Source organism: Mycolicibacterium hodleri (assembly GCF_025822245.1).
Classification (GTDB): domain Bacteria; phylum Actinomycetota; class Actinomycetes; order Mycobacteriales; family Mycobacteriaceae; genus Mycobacterium; species Mycobacterium hodleri.
In genome coordinates this window covers 15,064-30,597 of record NZ_JACKTL010000063.1, presented here as the reverse complement: position 1 = coordinate 30,597, position 15,534 = coordinate 15,064, and the positions used below count along the sequence as shown (strand labels likewise).

Below are 15,534 nucleotides of genomic sequence, written 5' to 3'. Positions count from 1 at the left end.
CCTCGCCACCCGCTGTGGACCTGCGCCGATGTCACGTCCCCAGGCCTGAGCGCGCGCGCCTCTACGCCGGTTACGCTCGCTGCTGTGAGGCAGCCGGTGTGGGCGCAAGGAGTCACGCCATGGTGAAACGCAGGAGTCTTCCGTGGGCGCCGAACTGCGTGCCCGATATGCGCCGGCAGTGGTGCAACGCCCTGGACACCCTCGTCGAACGCCAGTCCGCAGCGCTGGCGGAGCCTTCCGACGCCTCCGGCGAGGGCGCCCGGCGGCTGCAGCGGCTGCAGGCCAAGCTGGCCGAGTCGCTGAGCCAGATGAGCGCGGAGGCCGACGCGATCAAATCTGCGTCGCTGTTCTGGGTTTCTCGCGACATGGTGGACGTCGCGCTCGACGCCGCCGGCTCCCTTCCCGAGTGGACGCCGGCGATCGCCGCTCCCGCTCCGGCAGGAGTGCTGTGCTGGGCCAAGCCGGCCGGCAGCGTTCCATGGAACGCGTTGAGCTCAACGGACCCCACCGAGGTTCCCTGGGACGGGCTGTGGTGGTGGTTTCGCCCCGACGGTGTACTTCAACTACAGCCACTCTCACGGCTGGCCAAGAATCCCGCGCTGATCGCCCCCTACGAGGTGTCCTCGCCACTGTGGGCCACCAACCCGACCCTGATGGTGCAGCCGTTGATCCCGCGTACCGCGGAGGTCGCGGGCGCCGCTGACGCCTCTCCGTTGGTCAGTGTCATCGGCGCGGCCTGGCTGCTGATGGGCCAGCCCACCGTCACTGCCACCCGGGTCTTCGACGACACCCCGCGGAGCCGCTCAGAAGAGCCCGCCGCGGCGCCGCGGAACCCGGACCGGGTGAGCATCATCGAGTTGCGCCGCCCGATGAGCCCGCCGCGCGAACACGACGGATCATCGGCTGACCGCAAATACCGGCACCGGTGGTGGGTAGGTGGCCACTGGCGCCAGCAGGCCTGCGGGCCCAACCACGCAGACCGACGGCCGAAGTGGATCGCCCCGTACGTAAAGGGACCCGACGATGCTCCACTGAAGACCGACCGCGTTCACGTGTGGCGTCGATAACTCAGCTCCCGCAACCCACTTCGGTGGCGCTGATGAGCGTCACAGGCCCTCCGCCCTGCAGAGATTCACTGGCGCGACGCACCATGTCCGTCGCCTTGGACGCGGCTCTATCGGAGTCCCAGTCACGGACGTAGACGGTGACGGTGCGCAGCGCGCCGCCGGCGGGGTCGACCTCGGTTTCCTCGATCTGCGTCTGTGGCAGCCCGGGGTTCATGGCCCCGACTTCCTTGAGAAGTCGCTTGAAGACGATCAGATTTGGTGCCGTGCACTGCATTACGACACATTGCAGCGGCGCACCTGGCGGCAGCGGCACTCCTGGCTGCTCATGGTTCCATCGCAGGCCGCTGGTGATGACGCCGCTGGGTTTCCCGTTGCTGTTCAGCCGGCGCGACGGTGGAACACCGCACGCCTCGGCGAATTCGTGCACATCGAAGTTGGGATCCAGATTCCGCAGCACCTGGGCGGTCACCGCCATCACATTCAGAAGCACGTTCTCGGTGCCGCGCTGGTCGAGCTGCGCGTCGGTGGCTCGGGAGTCCCAGTGCCGTTGGTGACCGGCGCGGTCGAATCGGTAGGGCGCATCCGACCAGTCGTGGGATGAGATCTCGGCGGCGCATTCACGCGCAAGACGACTTAACATCTGTCCTCCTAGGAGACAGTCGCTGCCCTCTCCCGATGAGACGACACTGTGCGACAACGCCAGCATAGCGGAACGTGGCGCACCGACCTCGGCATGCGCTGCCCCACGACTCGACGATCCGCACTTTGGAGCGGCCGGACACCTACGCGACGGGGTGCCCCATGGACTCTGCAACATCAGCTACCGCCAGTGCCGCGGCCGCCATCTCCCGTAGGGCCTTCACGGTGTAGGTGTTGCCATTCTCGTCGGTAATGGGCGAGAGCAGCGCCTGGTCTGCCACCTTTCCGTTGATGAGGAACTCGCCGTGTTGACCGTGGTAGAACACCACCTGGTCGTCGCGGTGGTGATCCGCCGGCAGTCCCGGGTCGGGCAGCTTGATGGTGAGCTTCTTAGCCACGGTGTCTTCCTCCTGCAGGCACGTAACTCGTGACACGGTTGTGCCGCTTGCTAATCCACGGCCTTGATGTACACGTCGAGGGCGTTCTGGATGGTGTCGTCCGCGCGGTAGTCGCGGCGTGCATCGTCGAGGAATTGTCGTCGTTCCTCGGCGCTGAACTGGCGGCCGGCGCCGCGTGGGTAGCGCTGTCGGGGTTCTCCTGGCGGGGCCCACCGCAGCGGCGGATGGGTGGCGATGAAGTGGGAGATCACCGCGAGTTGGCGTAGCTGCTCCTGGAGGGGCCCGTTCAGGTCGGGCCCGTAGATCTCGGTGGCGGTGGGCAGGCCGGCGCCGAAGGCCATGGCGGCGAGGTTTCGGCGGCCGGGCCGGCGGGATGCGGTGATGGCGTCCCAGACGGGTTGGGCGATCATCGTCAGGACTACTGGGTCGCCGTCGAGCATGGTGCAGGGCGGGTAGGTGCCGCCGTAGAGGTCCGAGCAGGTGGTGGTCCGCTCGCAGAGATAGAGCAGTGATTCGATGGCGATGTTGGGGTCGAACCAATGGGGATCACCGGTGTGGGTGTAGTCGTGGGCGTGAAACGACCGGCTCGAAATGCGTTGGACGCGAATGCTGTTAGTGCTTCGGCGTGGTGGTTTGTGGTGATCGCGTCGAGGCATCCGTACCCGTCGTAGAAGCCGTAGGTGCCGAGCGAGAGGGGATGGTAGTGGCCGTCGGCGGTGCGGCGCAGCAGTATCGCGGTTGCGTCGATGTTGGCCAGGCTCACACCGGTGATCAGGCAGGCGGTGTCATAGACGCTCATGACGCCTTCTCCTCCCCTCCGGTTTGCTGTAGGATACACTCAGAACGTGGCTGTGATCTTTTGTGGTCACCAGTTCGCCGCTCGTGTAGGCGGTTCAGAATTGTAATTGTGGTTTATACCAATATCTCTGGCCATGTTCGCAAACTTGGACATGTGCAACTGGCTGGCAACAGTGATGGATCGACACGGCCCTGCTCGGTGTTTGCCGATGATGATCTCTGCTTCCCCGGCCTGTGGGTGGTCACGTTCGAAGGCGTCTGGGCGGTGCAGCAGCATTACGACGTCGCTATCCTGTTCGATGCTGCCCGACTCGCGAAGGTCAGAAATCATGGGCCGCTTGTCTGTTCGCTGTTCCGGTCCGCGGTTGAGCTGGCTGATGGCGACGACTGGAACGTCGAGTTCCTTGGCCAACAGTTTGAGTGTGCGGGAGAATTCCGAGACCTCCTGCTGACGGCTCTCCACCTTCTTGCCGGAGGTCATCAGCTGCATGTAGTCGACGACGATCAGTTTCAGATCGGCCTTTTGCGCCAGGCGGCGGGCCTTGGCTCGGATCTCCATCATTGTCAGGTTGGGTGAGTCGTCGATGTAGAGGGGAGCCTCGCTGATGTCGCTCATCTTCTTGGCCAGCCGCGTCCAGTCGTCGTCGCTCATTTTCCCGGATCGCATGCTGGCGAGTTTGATCTTGGCTTCGGCGGACAGCAGCCGCATCACGATCTCGGACTTGCTCATCTCCAGCGAGAAGATGACGCTGGCCATCCGGTGCTCGATCGAGCAGGACCGCATGAAATCCAGTGCCAGCGTGGAGTTGTGGGTCGGCACCATGCCGTTGCCGGCCAGATAGAGGTGGTCGGCGTTGTCGACCTGCACACACCGTACGGCCACACTGGCGCGGGCGCGGACGGCGGTGACGGTGCGGTCGCCGGCCACGACGTGGATCGGTGCGCCGGGCCACTCCGGGGCCACGACGTAGCCCAGGGTGTTGAGCAGGTCCACGGCCAGGGTGCGGTTCTCGGGCAGACGCCAGGCCGCCTCGATGGTGAAGCTGTCACCGGGCCCGCCGGTGACGTGGCTGGCCTGCAGCAGCCCGCGCAGCATGGCGCGGCGTTGGCGTAGCGACCCCCGCAGGTATCGGGACACCACCGTGTCGTAGCCGTTGAGTGCGACGCTTCGGTCTCCGGCCAGCCAGCAGCCGACGGTGTACGGGTCGTCGGCCTGGGTGGCGATCTCAGGCAGCTCGACAGGCGCGGCGGTGGGCAGCGCATCGCCGACGCACAGTTGCGCGGTGATCAGGGTCCCGCGCCGGGTGGTCCACTGGTGCTGTTCATCGGCCGTGATGACGGTGCCGTCGGAGAACTCGACGTCGTAGCAGGGCCGGTTGTAGAGCACCTCGGTTGCGGCGACCACCCGGGTGGGATGGCCGTCGGCGCCGAGCAGCTGGTCTCCGACCTTGACCTCTCCCATCGTGGTCCAGCCGGTCGGAGTCGGCAGAGACGTGTTGAGCGCCAGCGCCTTTCCAACACCGGGCCGCGCCGCGACGGTGATCATTTGACCGGGATGCAGCCCGTTGGTCAGCTCGTCGAGTTCGAAGAACCCGGTGGGCACACCACGGGCGAGGCCTCCGTTGCTGCTCAGCTCGTCGAGTTCATCCATCGTCGGTTGCAGCAGGTCGGCCAACGCCACATAGTCCTCGCGGCGGTCGCGGTTGTTGACGTCATAGATCTCGGCCTGGGCGCGATCGACGACCTCGGCGACCTCGGCCCCCTCGGCGCCGGCATAGCCGTACTGAACAACGCGGGTGCCGGCTTCGACGAGGCGGCGCAGCGTCGCCTTCTCGGCCACGATGCGCCCGTAGTAGCTGGCGTTGGCCGCGGTGGGGACCACCGACAGCAGGGTGTGAATGTAGGGCGCTCCCCCGACGCGGCGCAGGCTGCCGCGTCGATCGAGTTCGGCGGCGACGGTTACTGCGTCGGCCGGTTCCCCGCGGCCATAGAGATCGAGGATGACGTCAAAGATGCTCTGGTGGCGGGGTTTATAGAAGTCGCCGGGCTGCAGAACTTCGAGCACATCGGCGATTGCGTCCTTGCTGAGCAGCATGGCACCCAGCACGGATTGCTCGGCGCTCTCGTCGTGTGGGGGCAGCCTGCCGTAGTCGCTGTCGGCGGAGCGTTCGCTGACCTGAGCGGGTCGGTGATCGAGGGCGGTCATGCGCTCCTCCTTCGCGGTCGTGGCGGGTCGTCCGTCGCGGGGTGGTCTGCGCGCACCTGCCGGCGCAGGGCCAGGACACGCTCGACGTCGCGATCGCGTTCGGCGATCTGCTCGCGGGTCATGGCGGGCACGTAGGTGGGACGCAGGCGCGGGCCGAACGCGGTGCGGCAGTCCTGGCAGGGCTGACCCCAGCGCTCGACGTGGTTGCCGCAGCTGGGGAGCACGCACTGGGGGCTGTCCGGGTGCGCAGCGCTGGCGGTCTTGCCCATCGCGTGTCTCCTTCCTGTGCCGTCATCCGGTGAGTACCGGCCGACCGGGCCGTTTCCGTCGCCGCCGCTCCACGCAACACTGTGAGCTGGTACGACGACAGGTCCCGCTGGTTATGCAGCTGCTGCGGCGGCGGCCGCCGGCCGCGCAGTGGCCGCGGCAGGTTGGAGGACACCGCGGAAGCTCGACGGCATGATCAGACGGGCGCCGGCGGGCCGGTGCAGGTTGTAGCGCTCATGCAAGGTGAGGGCAACGAACTTGGGCAGCGCTCCGCCACCGTGCTTGCCGTTGGACTTCTTGGCGCGCGCCAAGGCGCCGATCCGCTCGGGGGCGAGGTCGATCAGCGCGTCAACGAGGATGTCGCGCTCGAACTGTTCGTCGTCTCCGAAAGCGTCGAGCAGCACGGCCATTCCGCCGACCATCGGGGCGTCGTAGGCGCTCTGCTGGGGGCCCCAGGTGTCGTGTAGCAGTCTGAGGCTGTCGCGCAGCAGGGCGTGTCCGCCGCGGCTGCGAGCGACCTTCTCCAGCATGGCGGTGCACCTGATGTGTCCGTCCTTGGGTGCGTCGTCGACGCGCAGGCCCACCCGGGCCACGGTGGCCTCGATTGCGGCGACGTCAGGATCGTGCTGGGCGCGGCGGGCTTTCCACCGGTTCCAGGTGCTCAGCCGCCGGCGGTGGATGTCGATGCCGAGGAACAGTTCGGCCTCTTCGGCGACGGACAGGCCGCTGTGGACTCGGGCGGCGATGGAGGCGCGTGGATCGCGGGATGTCACTGTGGCCCAGCGGTGTTGGCCTTCGATGACCGCGTAGCGGGGGTGGTGTTCGGGGCCTCGGTCGGACACCTCGATGACACCGAGCAGCCTGGGGTCGAACGATTCGGTCATGGTGCGCACGCGCTGGGGATCCAGCGGCCGCTGGTAGGTGTGGTCGACGAACAGGTCGGTGACGGGGACGGCCAGGACGTAGGGGGCGGCCGGGTGCGGTGCGGTCATCGGGGTGCCTTCTTCACGGGTGCGGGTCAGGGGTGGCAATGGCCCAGGCGACGTGGCGGCGGCCGGGCCGGCGCAGGCGACGGACCTCGCCGCGGTGTTCGAGGACGAGGAGGTTGCGGTAGACGGTTTCGTTGACCAGTCCCGGCGCCCAGCGCACCAGCAGTTGGCGTATCTCAGCGGTGGTCAGGTCTCCGCCGGTTTCGGGTAGGACGGCCAGCAGATGCTTGCGCACCAGCTCGGGATCCAGGCGGTGGCTGCTCATCGTGGCGTCGGATGCTCGTCGGCGCGGTGGTTGAAGATCTCGACCTGGACCGCGGGGGGATGGGTGATGGCCGCGCACGCCGGGCACAGCGGTGCGCCGTCCTCGAGTAGTGCCGTCGGCGTCGCCTGGATGAGGCGCACCCCGCAGCGGGACCGCGGCGGCCGACCGAAGGCGACGTCGAGCAGGTGCTGCAGCCGCCCGACGCAGTGGATGACCGACGTGCCCTCGTAGCGCTGGCAGCGACACTGCGGCGCGCTGGGTGGATCCCAGTGCCGCAGCGAGCCGTGCAGGTAGTCCGGCACCCAGGACGCGGGAACAGCCAAAGCGGCGGGCGTGGTCATCGTCGACCGCTCCCCGCTTGTCCTGCCGCCCAAAGCGCCCGGTAGTCCAGGCGCGCGAGCACACGCAACTCGCGGGCCGGGACCTGCGGCAGCATCCGCGCCAGGGCGGCCGCTGCGGTGCCGTCGTACTCCATAGACGCCGGAAAGATCGCTTGCACGTCGCCGGGGATGTTGGCGATGAATCCCCCACCGGCGATGTCCTCACCGAGGTGCTGGATCTCCCAGCCGTACTTGCCGACCAGGCGTGCGAGCAGCCACGCGGCGGTACGCGCCCGCGTCATGGGCTGTTGGCCCGCCGGCAGGGTGGGCAGCACGTCGCCGCGACGCCAGTTGCGGTGATGGCGATGCGGAGAGCCCACCTGGGACTGCACCAGCCAGCACAGTTGAGTGAGCCACTCGTCGCCGGTCTCGGCGTCGTTTTGGCCCAGGCTCGCCACGGATCGCGCCAGTTCGAGCAGCCGGCGCGCCGAGGTGTTTCCCGGAACTTGTTGGCGCGCTGCGCGATTGCCTCGTAAATCCCAGCTCACGGTGACCGTACGTCGCGTGGGGGTGTGGGCGGTGACGAAGGCGGTGGCGGTGTGTGCGTCGAATTCGAGGCGCTTGGCGTGCCAGCCGTAGGCCGCGAGATCGACCGCGGTCCAGTAGGCGTCGACGACCTCTGCCGGCGGCTGATCCTTGCCGAGTCCGGGGATCTGCTGGCGGCCGGCGGCGCGCTGCGCGGGCCGGGTCATCCTGCCAACCTCGCGTCCTGGTCGTAGCCGTTGGCGGCGGCGATCGCTGCGACGCGTTCCGGTTCGTCGTCCTGTGCGGGCCTGATGTCGATACCGCGCTTGAGGCGACGTCGCTCGCGTTCAGAGAGTCCGCCCCAGATTCCGAAGCGCTCGTCGTGGTCGAGTGCCCATTGCAGGCACTGCTGTTTGACCGGGCAGCCGAGGCAGATCTTCTTGGCTTCCTTGGTTGATCCGCCCTTCTCGGGGAAGAACGCGTCGGGGTCGGTCTGCGGGCACAGGGCCCGCTCGTACCAGTCCTCGTCAGTGGGTGATTGCGGCTGGGCTTCCAGCATGGTGATCAGCTCGATCACGGCGGCTTCAGACATGGCGTCTACCTCCCGAGGTCAGTCGCTTTCGCGGTCCCGATTGCGCAAATCCAACCAGTTACGATTTGCGTATCTATGGGCCTAGATTAGTTCCTGACTACGACAAACACCCTTCCCGCTACAGGAAACATTGTCTGTGGTGGTGATTTTTACGGACGGCCTCGGACTGTCTTCGGGATGTCGTCGGCTGGACGCGGCGTGGCCTGCAGCGATGACATGTCCCCGCGGCGCTCGCCGTCAACGACGATCGGCGGCCTCAGTGAGGCCGCCGGTAGGGGGCTCTGTCATTTGCGCTGGCAGCGGCGCTGTCGCGGCTCGGGCAGTTATGAGTGGTTCGGGCGGTTACGAGCGGGACGGAAACCCGACTGCGGCACCGACTTCGCCGTAGACCTCCGAGATCACCAGCAGGTCGGTGTTCAGCTCGTCCAGTGAAGCGGCGGCCAGCTCGTTCTCGGCTGCGGCGGTGAAGAACTCACTGCCGGCGGATTCAGCGCTGCCCGCGTTGGCCTGCTGGGCGCGCAGTTGCAAGCTCTCCAGCGTGGCCACACATCGGTGCAGTACCAGCAGTCGGCCCAGGAGAGCCTCGGTCAGGTGCCGACGTTCAGAACGCAGCATGGCGTTGGCGTAACCGCTGGGTTCCGTCAGTTGCTTGAGCTTGACGCTGTTGGCCTCGTGCTCATCGAGACTGAAGGCGGCGCGGGCGATCTGGAAGATCTCCTCGTCGGCGTCGAATCGAGTTCGCACGACGTCGAGCCCCGGGAGTTTCCAGGCCCGACTCTGATCTAACTCGGTGACGATCGCGATCCCTTCGAGCAGGAAGGCGCCGCCGGCGGAAATGGCCCCTGCTCCCGCCAGCGGGTTCCAGTCCAGGGCCCGTTGGGAGGCGTTGACCTCGGCGGCCTGGGCCGCGCTGAGGTTGAGGGGGTCACGGCGAACCCACCACAGCAGCACCCCGTGCAGCAACGCCACGACGGCGCATCCCGCAGCGCCCCAGCCGGCGAGGGCTCCGATGCCGGCGCGGTCGTCAGCGGCGCCCGCACAGAGGAAGGCCACGAGGGCGAGGAGGACTGAGGCGGCGGCCCACGTGGCGGTGCTGCGCCGGGTCACCCACCGAGGAAGCCGATGCTGGCGCGGTCCGGCCTGGCCGTAGAGCGTGGCGGGCCCCATGCCGGCGGCCGCGCGCCGGGCGATCAGCGCACCGGTGGAACCGCTGAGATCGGCTTGGCGCAAAGGGGCGAGGTGTCGGCCACGCCAGAGCCAGCCGGGGCCGGTGGTGATGCTGCGGCGGTCTTGCGCCTGCCAGAACGCAAGCCGCATCCGAATGTGGGCCCTCAGCGCGTCGTGTTCGCTGTCCACGTTCAAGGCCCCTCTCCCGTTCCGGGGAGTGAAAGTCCCTCGGAGAAAGCAACTCCGGCATGGGGCACGTTGCCGCACCGCTACCGGGAAACCTCTTGCCAAAGACCCCTGTAAAGCACCATGCCGGAGTTGCGAGCCTCAGTCTATGACCTCGATCAGCTGGGATCGCCTGCCGCGAAGGGGTTGCTTTTCGCAACATCGCGCGTCGCGCAGACCGCCGCGTCAGGGCCTATTCGGGCAGGAACTCATCGGGCATGAAGTAGGACGGGGGCACGCCGAACAGTCGCGCCAGCTCGTAGACGACATCCAGACGCGGCGGTGCCTCGCCGTGGAAATAGCGGTAGATCTGCGTCTGCGACACCGGCAGATCAGGTGCCTGTTCCTTGAGCATCCGCTGGATCCGCAGGGGCGTGAGCTTGCGTACTCGGTCGGTGTCGAGCATGCGGACGTTCATGCTTCCAGCTAATTCCTGGAACTTCTTGGCGAAGTACTCGGTTGCGACATGCGGAGGGTCGATCGCGGCTTTGCCGCGTTGTTCGGCGCGCACGAGTTCGTGCGCCACGCCGTCCGGCTTATCCTCGTCGACGTCCTCGGCCTCGACGTCGGCAATGTTGTCCATATGGTTGGTCATCGGTCACCCAATCCTGCGTTGATGCCACTCGGCCGATCCCCCAACTTCTTTACCAGCACTGATCTCCAGCCTATCCAGTGGAGGCCGAATCGCCACCAGTGGGCTGCTGATCGGTCATATTTGGGACAGCAGTCACAGGCGGCGGCAGCGCCCGGGCGACACCGGGGATCTGCACACCTCGGCGTTCGAGGAACTCCTGGATGGCCAGTGACGCGGCATCCCCTTTGGGCAACTCGTACTCGTCGATAAATGCAGCAAACGCGTTGTGCACATTGGTATTGATGTGCACGTTGATTCCAGTGCGCTTGACCTTGCGGCTGCGCAGCTGCTCCAGGGCGGGATCGTGGGCCACGAAGTCGGCGACCTGGTTGCCGGCCGCAGCGGCCGGGGCCGCTGGCGCAGCCGCCGCAGTGCTGGAGGGAACGCCTCGCATCCGCGCTGCGTCCTGAGATACCGCCCGACCGCGAGCGGCCGGCAGTGGCATGTCTTTAGCCATGGGAGATCAGTCCTTCCTCCGCGATACGCACAGCGACGCGCTGATAGTCCTCAGCAGCAGTGCACGTCGGGTCATACACCGAGATGGGTTGGCAGTGCGCCTTGGCCTCCGTCACGCGGATCGTGCGGGAGATGTAACCCAGGTACTCCTTGGGCCAGGCTTCTTCGACAGCTCGACGGATGGACTTGGTGGCCCGCGATCCGCCCAGGTAATTGGTGAGCAGCACATGGGTGATCTTGATGCCCGGGTTGTTCAGGTCCACGTTCTCCACCGCTGCGTCCAGTGAGGCCAAAGCGCCCACCTCGTCGGGACCGGTCCCCACGGCCGCCAGCACCCAGGTCGCCGCCGAAAGTGCCGCCGAAGCAAGCTCATTGAGCGTGGGGCGGCAGTCGATGACGATGAAGTCGTACGCGGGCAACGTCTCCACTTCGCGGCGCAGGCGCATCTGCCCACCGGGCCCCAGGCCCTTGTCGAGTTCGTCGAGGGCTTCACGTGACGGAGCGACGTCGACCCCGAAGTCGGTGCCCTGGATGACGTCGTTGAGCGGCATACGGCGGTGCTTCTCGGGGTGCAGCACGTTGAACATCGTGGGCGTCGGGTCGCCGTCGGGCGGCACCTCCAAGCCCAGTCCGGAGGTGGCGTTGCCCTGCGGATCCATGTCGATGAGCAGCACGCGAATCGGGCGCGTCTCCTGCTCGGCCTCGTCGAACACCTGCAGCCGAGTCAGTTCGTAGCTCAGGTTCACCGCGGTGGTGGTCTTACCCACCCCGCCCTTCCGCATGGCGACCGCAATGACCACGGGCGGGGAATTCAGGGCCCGGACCAGCTTCGGAGTCTTTGGCATGCGCAAATCATAACCTTCCAGGGCTGGGGGAATGCCTCTGCTGCGGTAAAAAACTGCCAGCGACCAGGGGCCATACTGTCTCCGCAGGTCAAAGCATAATTCACAAAGGTTGTGCGCGACACGCGGGCTTGCTTTCACGAACCACTGAGAGCAGATTCACGGAGTTCTCACGGCCAGAATGGCGACGTCACCGCTGGTCACTGGCCCGACGACGCGGCACCCGTCGTTCATCTCACCGCCCCACGCCGGTTCTCTCCCTGCGACACGCCGCGACAGCCACGCGCGATCTCGCGCAAATCGCCCCCTCCGCGGGCCGGGATCGGCCCTGGATACGGCCATACCATTGGCCAATGAGCCATCGCGGCGACGACTTGACCTCCCCGGCCCGCGCGCTCAGCGCGGCGTTGACCGCCCTCTGTGAAGCCTCCACCGCTGACGAACAGTGGCGACGGTGGCAATATGCGCGCACCGCAGCCGACTACGCCGCCGAGGTGTGGTGGCACCCCGCGAGCAACGAAGACCAGCGCGCTGAGGCCTCCCGTTGCCTCAAGCTCGCCTACGACCTCGACGAGGACACCAAGGCGCGCCACGACCGGTTGCGCGCCGGCCTGATCCGCCGCCGCAGCTCCGCGCCGTAAACCCTGTCCACACAGCACTGTGCCCCGCCACTTCGGTAGCGGGGCACAGTGCGTTCGGCATCTCGGCCCGTCACTCCTCGGGTCGATAGTTGCGCGGCGGTCGCCGCGGCGGTGGCGGCGGCGCCGGCTCTGCGGAGCGCTGGCTGCGCCGAATGCGCTGCGGCCCACCCAAGTCGCGATGCCGGCCGCCGCCATCGCCGTTGGCCCCGTTGCCGTTCGCACCGTTGTTGTTGGCGCCGTTTCCGTTCGAGTGTCCGTTCGAGTGCACCCGGTCAAGTCCGCCTTGCTGTGCGGCGGCCGGAGCCGCCGACGGCGGCGGCGGTGTGGCCGACGGCTGAGCGACGGGGGCGCTGCGACGCGCCGGCGCGGGAACGGCGGCGGACGGAGCCGGTGCTGCAGCTGCCGAGCGCCGGCCGGTGCGAGACAGGACCGGTGCGGTGGAGACCACGCGCCGCGGCTGCGGAATGTCGTTGTGGCCCAGGCCGAGGTAGCGGTCCTCTTCGCGGGTACGGATCGTCCACACGGTGATTGGCTCGGCACTGCCGATGGCGACCTCCAGGACCTGGCCGGGCCCTTCCACGATGGTCATGTCCGCGCCCCCGCCCACGGTGTCGGGGCCCAACAGTCGAAGCACGGTGCGGGTGGGCACGGTGGTGACCGTGCGGCCGTCGAAGACTGCGACGTCGCTCGTGCGGGCGCCTGCGGTGGCGTAGAACAGTCGCTGGTCGTCGTTGACGGTGGCGACCAGCCCGTCCCAGCGCTGACGGTCGTCGGTGTGGATCGCCACCACCGCACCGGTGACGACTGCACGCAGGACGAGCTGGCGTGCCACTTCGACGCCGACGCGCGCGTCGATGCGGCGCCGTTTGGGCGAACCGGACTGATCCCACAGCGGCACCGCCGCCAACGTGCCCTCGTCGAGCTGACCGATGATCTGCCCGGAGGGCCCGATCGGCACCCGGACGTCTTCTACGGCGGAGAACGCGATGGTCGGCAGCGTGGCCTGCAGGCTGCGGTCCCCGGCGGGGATGGCCGCATCGAGCATCTGCCGTTGAATTCCGGTGGGGCGGGCGAGCTTTGCCTCGGCGAGCGGCTTGTAGGCCTTGCCGTGGTGGACGTAGCGGATCAGCACACCCACCTGGACCTCTGCGCCGCCTCCGGCGCCGGTCAGCCGGATCACCGTCATGGTTTCCTCGGTGCGCCAGGACCACCAGCGATCCAGCTGGCCTTGGGCGAGCAGCTCGGGGTTGCCGACGTAGGTGGTGATGAAGTTCGGTCCCGAGCGGATGTAGGACCACTTCTCCTGGTTGTCGACCGGCCCGACCGGGGCCAACAGCACGTCCCCCATCGCGTCGAGATCCTCCGCCGACAGCGCGTGCGCCGGGATTTGGTCCTGCTGCAGGCGCTGCACGACCCGGTGCGCCGCGGCCGCCAACGCCTTGGGGCCGGCGGTGCGCGACGGGCCGCGCTCGATGATCCGGTCGAGGTTGTCAAAGGAGTTGAGCCGCAACACCAGCCAGGTGCGGCGCTCTCCGACCAAGTGACGCGGACCCACGAACTGGGAGTACACCGTGCGGTAGGCCGTCCCTGGGGGGACATGGCAGCCCGCCTCGATGACGTCGATGTCGATGTTGAGCCCGTACTGGGTCATCAGCGAAACCACCAGCGACAGCGGCAATTCGCTGCCACTGACTGTGCGCCCACCGGCTTCGGTGGTGATCGCCAGCTGCGGGCCGACTTCGACGGCGGCCACCAAGGTCTTGCCGTCCCAGCGCACGCCGGCGTTGCCGGAGATGACGTTGATGTCGGTGGCCGTCGGCAGTTCCGGGGGAAGCGGCCGGCGGCGTTGCCGCAGGAACGACCACACGACGGCGAACCACTCGACAAGCAGGACCCGCCCTCGGATCGGAATGAACAGCGCGATCGCCGCGGCGACCAGAATGGTCACGGCCGCCCACACCGGAAGCGTCTTGTTCAGGGCGAAGGCAACGGTCACCCACACCGCGACGCCGTAGACCAGCGCCGAGACCATGGGAACCCGGATCCACCGCCCGCGGGCGCGCCTGGGGCCTGCCATCACTGCCTCCTTCGCACGCCGGTCGCGGCGACGACGATCAGCACGGCAACGACCAGAGCGGAGAGCGCCCCGATCACGATCGCCGCGGTCCACTTCGGCGCGGAGTCCGGCGGAGGCGGCGGCGCCGGCAGTGACAGCTCTGCGGCCTGCACGGTCACCTCCGGGGCCCCGTCGACCGGGATGTCGTAGGTCAGCGCCGCCACCGGGTCGATCAGACCTCGGCCCACGGCGTTGTCCACCCCGCGTGCCGGCGCGTGGGCGGTGGTGATGATGCGCGTGGCCACCTCGCGGGCGGACATCTGCGGGAAACGTGAGCGCAGTAGTGCTGCGGTCCCGGAGACGTAGGCCGCCGCGAACGACGTGCCCGCGATCGGCACGAGCCCGGCTTCCTCGCCGGGGACACCGTTGATCACACCTTCGCCGCTCGACGACAGCGACACGATGCCCGATCCGGGAGCAGCCACGTCGACCCACGGCCCGGACATGGTGTTCTCGGCGCGTGCGCCCTCAGGCGAGACGAACCCGACCGAGAGCACCAGGTCGTCGAACCAGGAGGGGGTGGACACCACGGTGACCCCACCCCAGTTGCGGGGGTCGTCGGGGCGGGTCGGGTCGGCGTCGGGGTTGCTCTTGCAGTTCTGGTTGCCCGCCCCGCTGTCGACCGCGGAGTTGACGTTGCCGGCGGCGGCGACGACGAGTGCGTCTTTTACCTCGGTGGCGTACTTGAGCGCGCCTCCGAGCATCGCCTGGTCGATGGGGGTGGTCACCTTCACGCACGACACCACGGAGATGTTGATGACCCGCGCACCCATGTTGGCGGCGTGCACGATGGCCCGGGCCAGGGTTCGGATGTCTCCGGCGGTGCGAGATTGGTTGGGGTCGTCGGGGTTTGAGGACTGGTTCTCGGGCATGTAGGCCAACGACGTCTGTCGGATCGCCAGGATCTGGGCGTTGGGTGCGACACCGATCAGTCCGTCGGTGGGCGCTGGCGCTGCACCGATGATGCCGGCCACGATCGTGCCGTGTCCCTCGCAGTCCTCAAATCCGTTCGCGCCGGAGGCGGGGTCCACGTAGTCGCCGCCGGCGATCATGCCGGGCAGCCGCGGCTGGGGCCGCACACCGGTGTCGATGACCGCCACGATCACTCCGGCGCCGGTGGAGAACTTATGGGCCTGCTCGATCTGCAGTGCGGTCAACGGTGGCGGCGTCTTGGCCAGATCGGAGTTCGGCAGCACACCCCCGACGACGCATGCGCCGTTCTTGCGCATGGGCCCTTCGGGTCCTGGCGGGCCGTCCGGCGGGGCGGCGGCAACATCCGGGTTGGGCGGGGTGACCGCGCCGGCGGTTCCCAGCGGCGCGACCGCGACCAACGAGGTGACTGCCGTCAGGACGGCCGCCGTCCGCGCAGCAAGCAGCATCGGGCGCA

General features: G+C 67.7%; 16 protein-coding genes and 2 pseudogenes. 2 read left to right on the top strand and 16 right to left on the bottom strand.

From position 1 onward, the window contains the following. Positions 1–119: 119 nt before the first annotated feature. Entirely contained in the window at positions 120–1,067 is a 948-nt protein-coding gene (locus H7J06_RS26300; protein ID WP_046362144.1) for a hypothetical protein, read from the top strand. Between the two features lies 1 nt (position 1,068). Here the strand turns inward: H7J06_RS26300 and H7J06_RS26295 are convergent, their stop codons facing one another. The 14 genes and pseudogenes from H7J06_RS26295 to H7J06_RS26230 all read right to left on the bottom strand — a co-directional run bounded on the left by H7J06_RS26295 (position 1,069) and on the right by H7J06_RS26230 (position 11,393). Continuing rightward, positions 1,069–1,707, bottom strand: coding sequence for a hypothetical protein (locus H7J06_RS26295; RefSeq protein ID WP_046362145.1), 639 nt, complete (start codon positions 1,705–1,707; stop codon positions 1,069–1,071). Between the two features lie 142 nt (positions 1,708–1,849). Further along, positions 1,850–2,104, bottom strand: a complete 255-nt coding sequence (locus H7J06_RS26290; RefSeq protein ID WP_264042350.1) for a hypothetical protein — start codon at positions 2,102–2,104, stop codon at positions 1,850–1,852. 50 nt (positions 2,105–2,154) lie between these two features. After that, a pseudogene (locus H7J06_RS26285) lies at positions 2,155–2,903 on the bottom strand (hypothetical protein). A 66-nt stretch (positions 2,904–2,969) separates the two neighbouring features. Then, a complete protein-coding gene (dnaB, locus tag H7J06_RS26280; RefSeq protein WP_264042347.1) occupies positions 2,970–5,108 on the bottom strand; it encodes a replicative DNA helicase in 2,139 nt (712 codons plus the stop codon). Further along, entirely contained in the window at positions 5,105–5,377 is a 273-nt protein-coding gene (locus tag H7J06_RS26275; RefSeq protein WP_052765130.1) for a hypothetical protein, read from the bottom strand. Before H7J06_RS26275 ends, dnaB begins: the two co-directional genes overlap by 4 nt. Before the next feature lie 111 nt (positions 5,378–5,488). Then, positions 5,489–6,367 (bottom strand): DUF6551 family protein, encoded by an 879-nt coding sequence (locus H7J06_RS26270; RefSeq protein WP_264042346.1) that lies wholly within the window; start codon positions 6,365–6,367, stop codon positions 5,489–5,491. A gap of 13 nt (positions 6,368–6,380) precedes the next feature. After that, entirely contained in the window at positions 6,381–6,629 is a 249-nt protein-coding gene (locus H7J06_RS26265) for a hypothetical protein (RefSeq protein WP_046362149.1), read from the bottom strand. After that, positions 6,626–6,970 carry a hypothetical protein gene (locus H7J06_RS26260; RefSeq protein ID WP_264042345.1) on the bottom strand — a complete coding sequence of 115 codons (345 nt, stop codon included), beginning with the start codon at positions 6,968–6,970 and terminating at the stop codon, positions 6,626–6,628. Before H7J06_RS26260 ends, H7J06_RS26265 begins: the two co-directional genes overlap by 4 nt. Continuing rightward, entirely contained in the window at positions 6,967–7,701 is a 735-nt protein-coding gene (locus tag H7J06_RS26255; protein ID WP_046362151.1) for a hypothetical protein, read from the bottom strand. Before H7J06_RS26255 ends, H7J06_RS26260 begins: the two co-directional genes overlap by 4 nt. An 89-nt stretch (positions 7,702–7,790) precedes the next feature. Then, positions 7,791–8,066, bottom strand: a pseudogene (locus H7J06_RS26250) (WhiB family transcriptional regulator); the annotation flags it as partial. 342 nt (positions 8,067–8,408) lie between these two features. Continuing rightward, positions 8,409–9,422 (bottom strand): hypothetical protein, encoded by a 1,014-nt coding sequence (locus H7J06_RS26245; protein WP_264042344.1) that lies wholly within the window; start codon positions 9,420–9,422, stop codon positions 8,409–8,411. 229 nt (positions 9,423–9,651) lie between these two features. Next, entirely contained in the window at positions 9,652–10,053 is a 402-nt protein-coding gene (locus tag H7J06_RS26240) for a helix-turn-helix domain-containing protein (protein ID WP_081389627.1), read from the bottom strand. Positions 10,054–10,123: 70 nt separating this feature from the next. Beyond that, the gene (locus H7J06_RS26235; protein ID WP_076056714.1) at positions 10,124–10,549 is read right to left on the bottom strand and encodes a hypothetical protein; all 426 of its coding nucleotides are present in this window, start codon (positions 10,547–10,549) and stop codon (positions 10,124–10,126) included. Then, entirely contained in the window at positions 10,542–11,393 is an 852-nt protein-coding gene (locus tag H7J06_RS26230) for a ParA family protein (RefSeq protein WP_046362155.1), read from the bottom strand. Before H7J06_RS26230 ends, H7J06_RS26235 begins: the two co-directional genes overlap by 8 nt. Positions 11,394–11,743: 350 nt before the next feature. Between H7J06_RS26230 and H7J06_RS26225 the strand changes: the two genes are divergently transcribed. Continuing rightward, positions 11,744–12,031, top strand: coding sequence for a hypothetical protein (locus tag H7J06_RS26225; protein WP_264042342.1), 288 nt, complete (start codon positions 11,744–11,746; stop codon positions 12,029–12,031). A gap of 70 nt (positions 12,032–12,101) precedes the next feature. On the opposite strand, the gene eccE is transcribed toward H7J06_RS26225, so the two are convergent. Together eccE and mycP are read right to left on the bottom strand one after the other, a co-directional pair. After that, complete coding sequence (gene eccE, locus H7J06_RS26220; RefSeq protein WP_264042341.1) at positions 12,102–14,108, bottom strand: type VII secretion protein EccE; 2,007 nt, start codon at positions 14,106–14,108, stop codon at positions 12,102–12,104. Further along, positions 14,108–15,526 (bottom strand): type VII secretion-associated serine protease mycosin, encoded by a 1,419-nt coding sequence (gene mycP, locus H7J06_RS26215; protein ID WP_046365673.1) that lies wholly within the window; start codon positions 15,524–15,526, stop codon positions 14,108–14,110. Before mycP ends, eccE begins: the two co-directional genes overlap by 1 nt. Positions 15,527–15,534 lie beyond the last annotated feature (8 nt).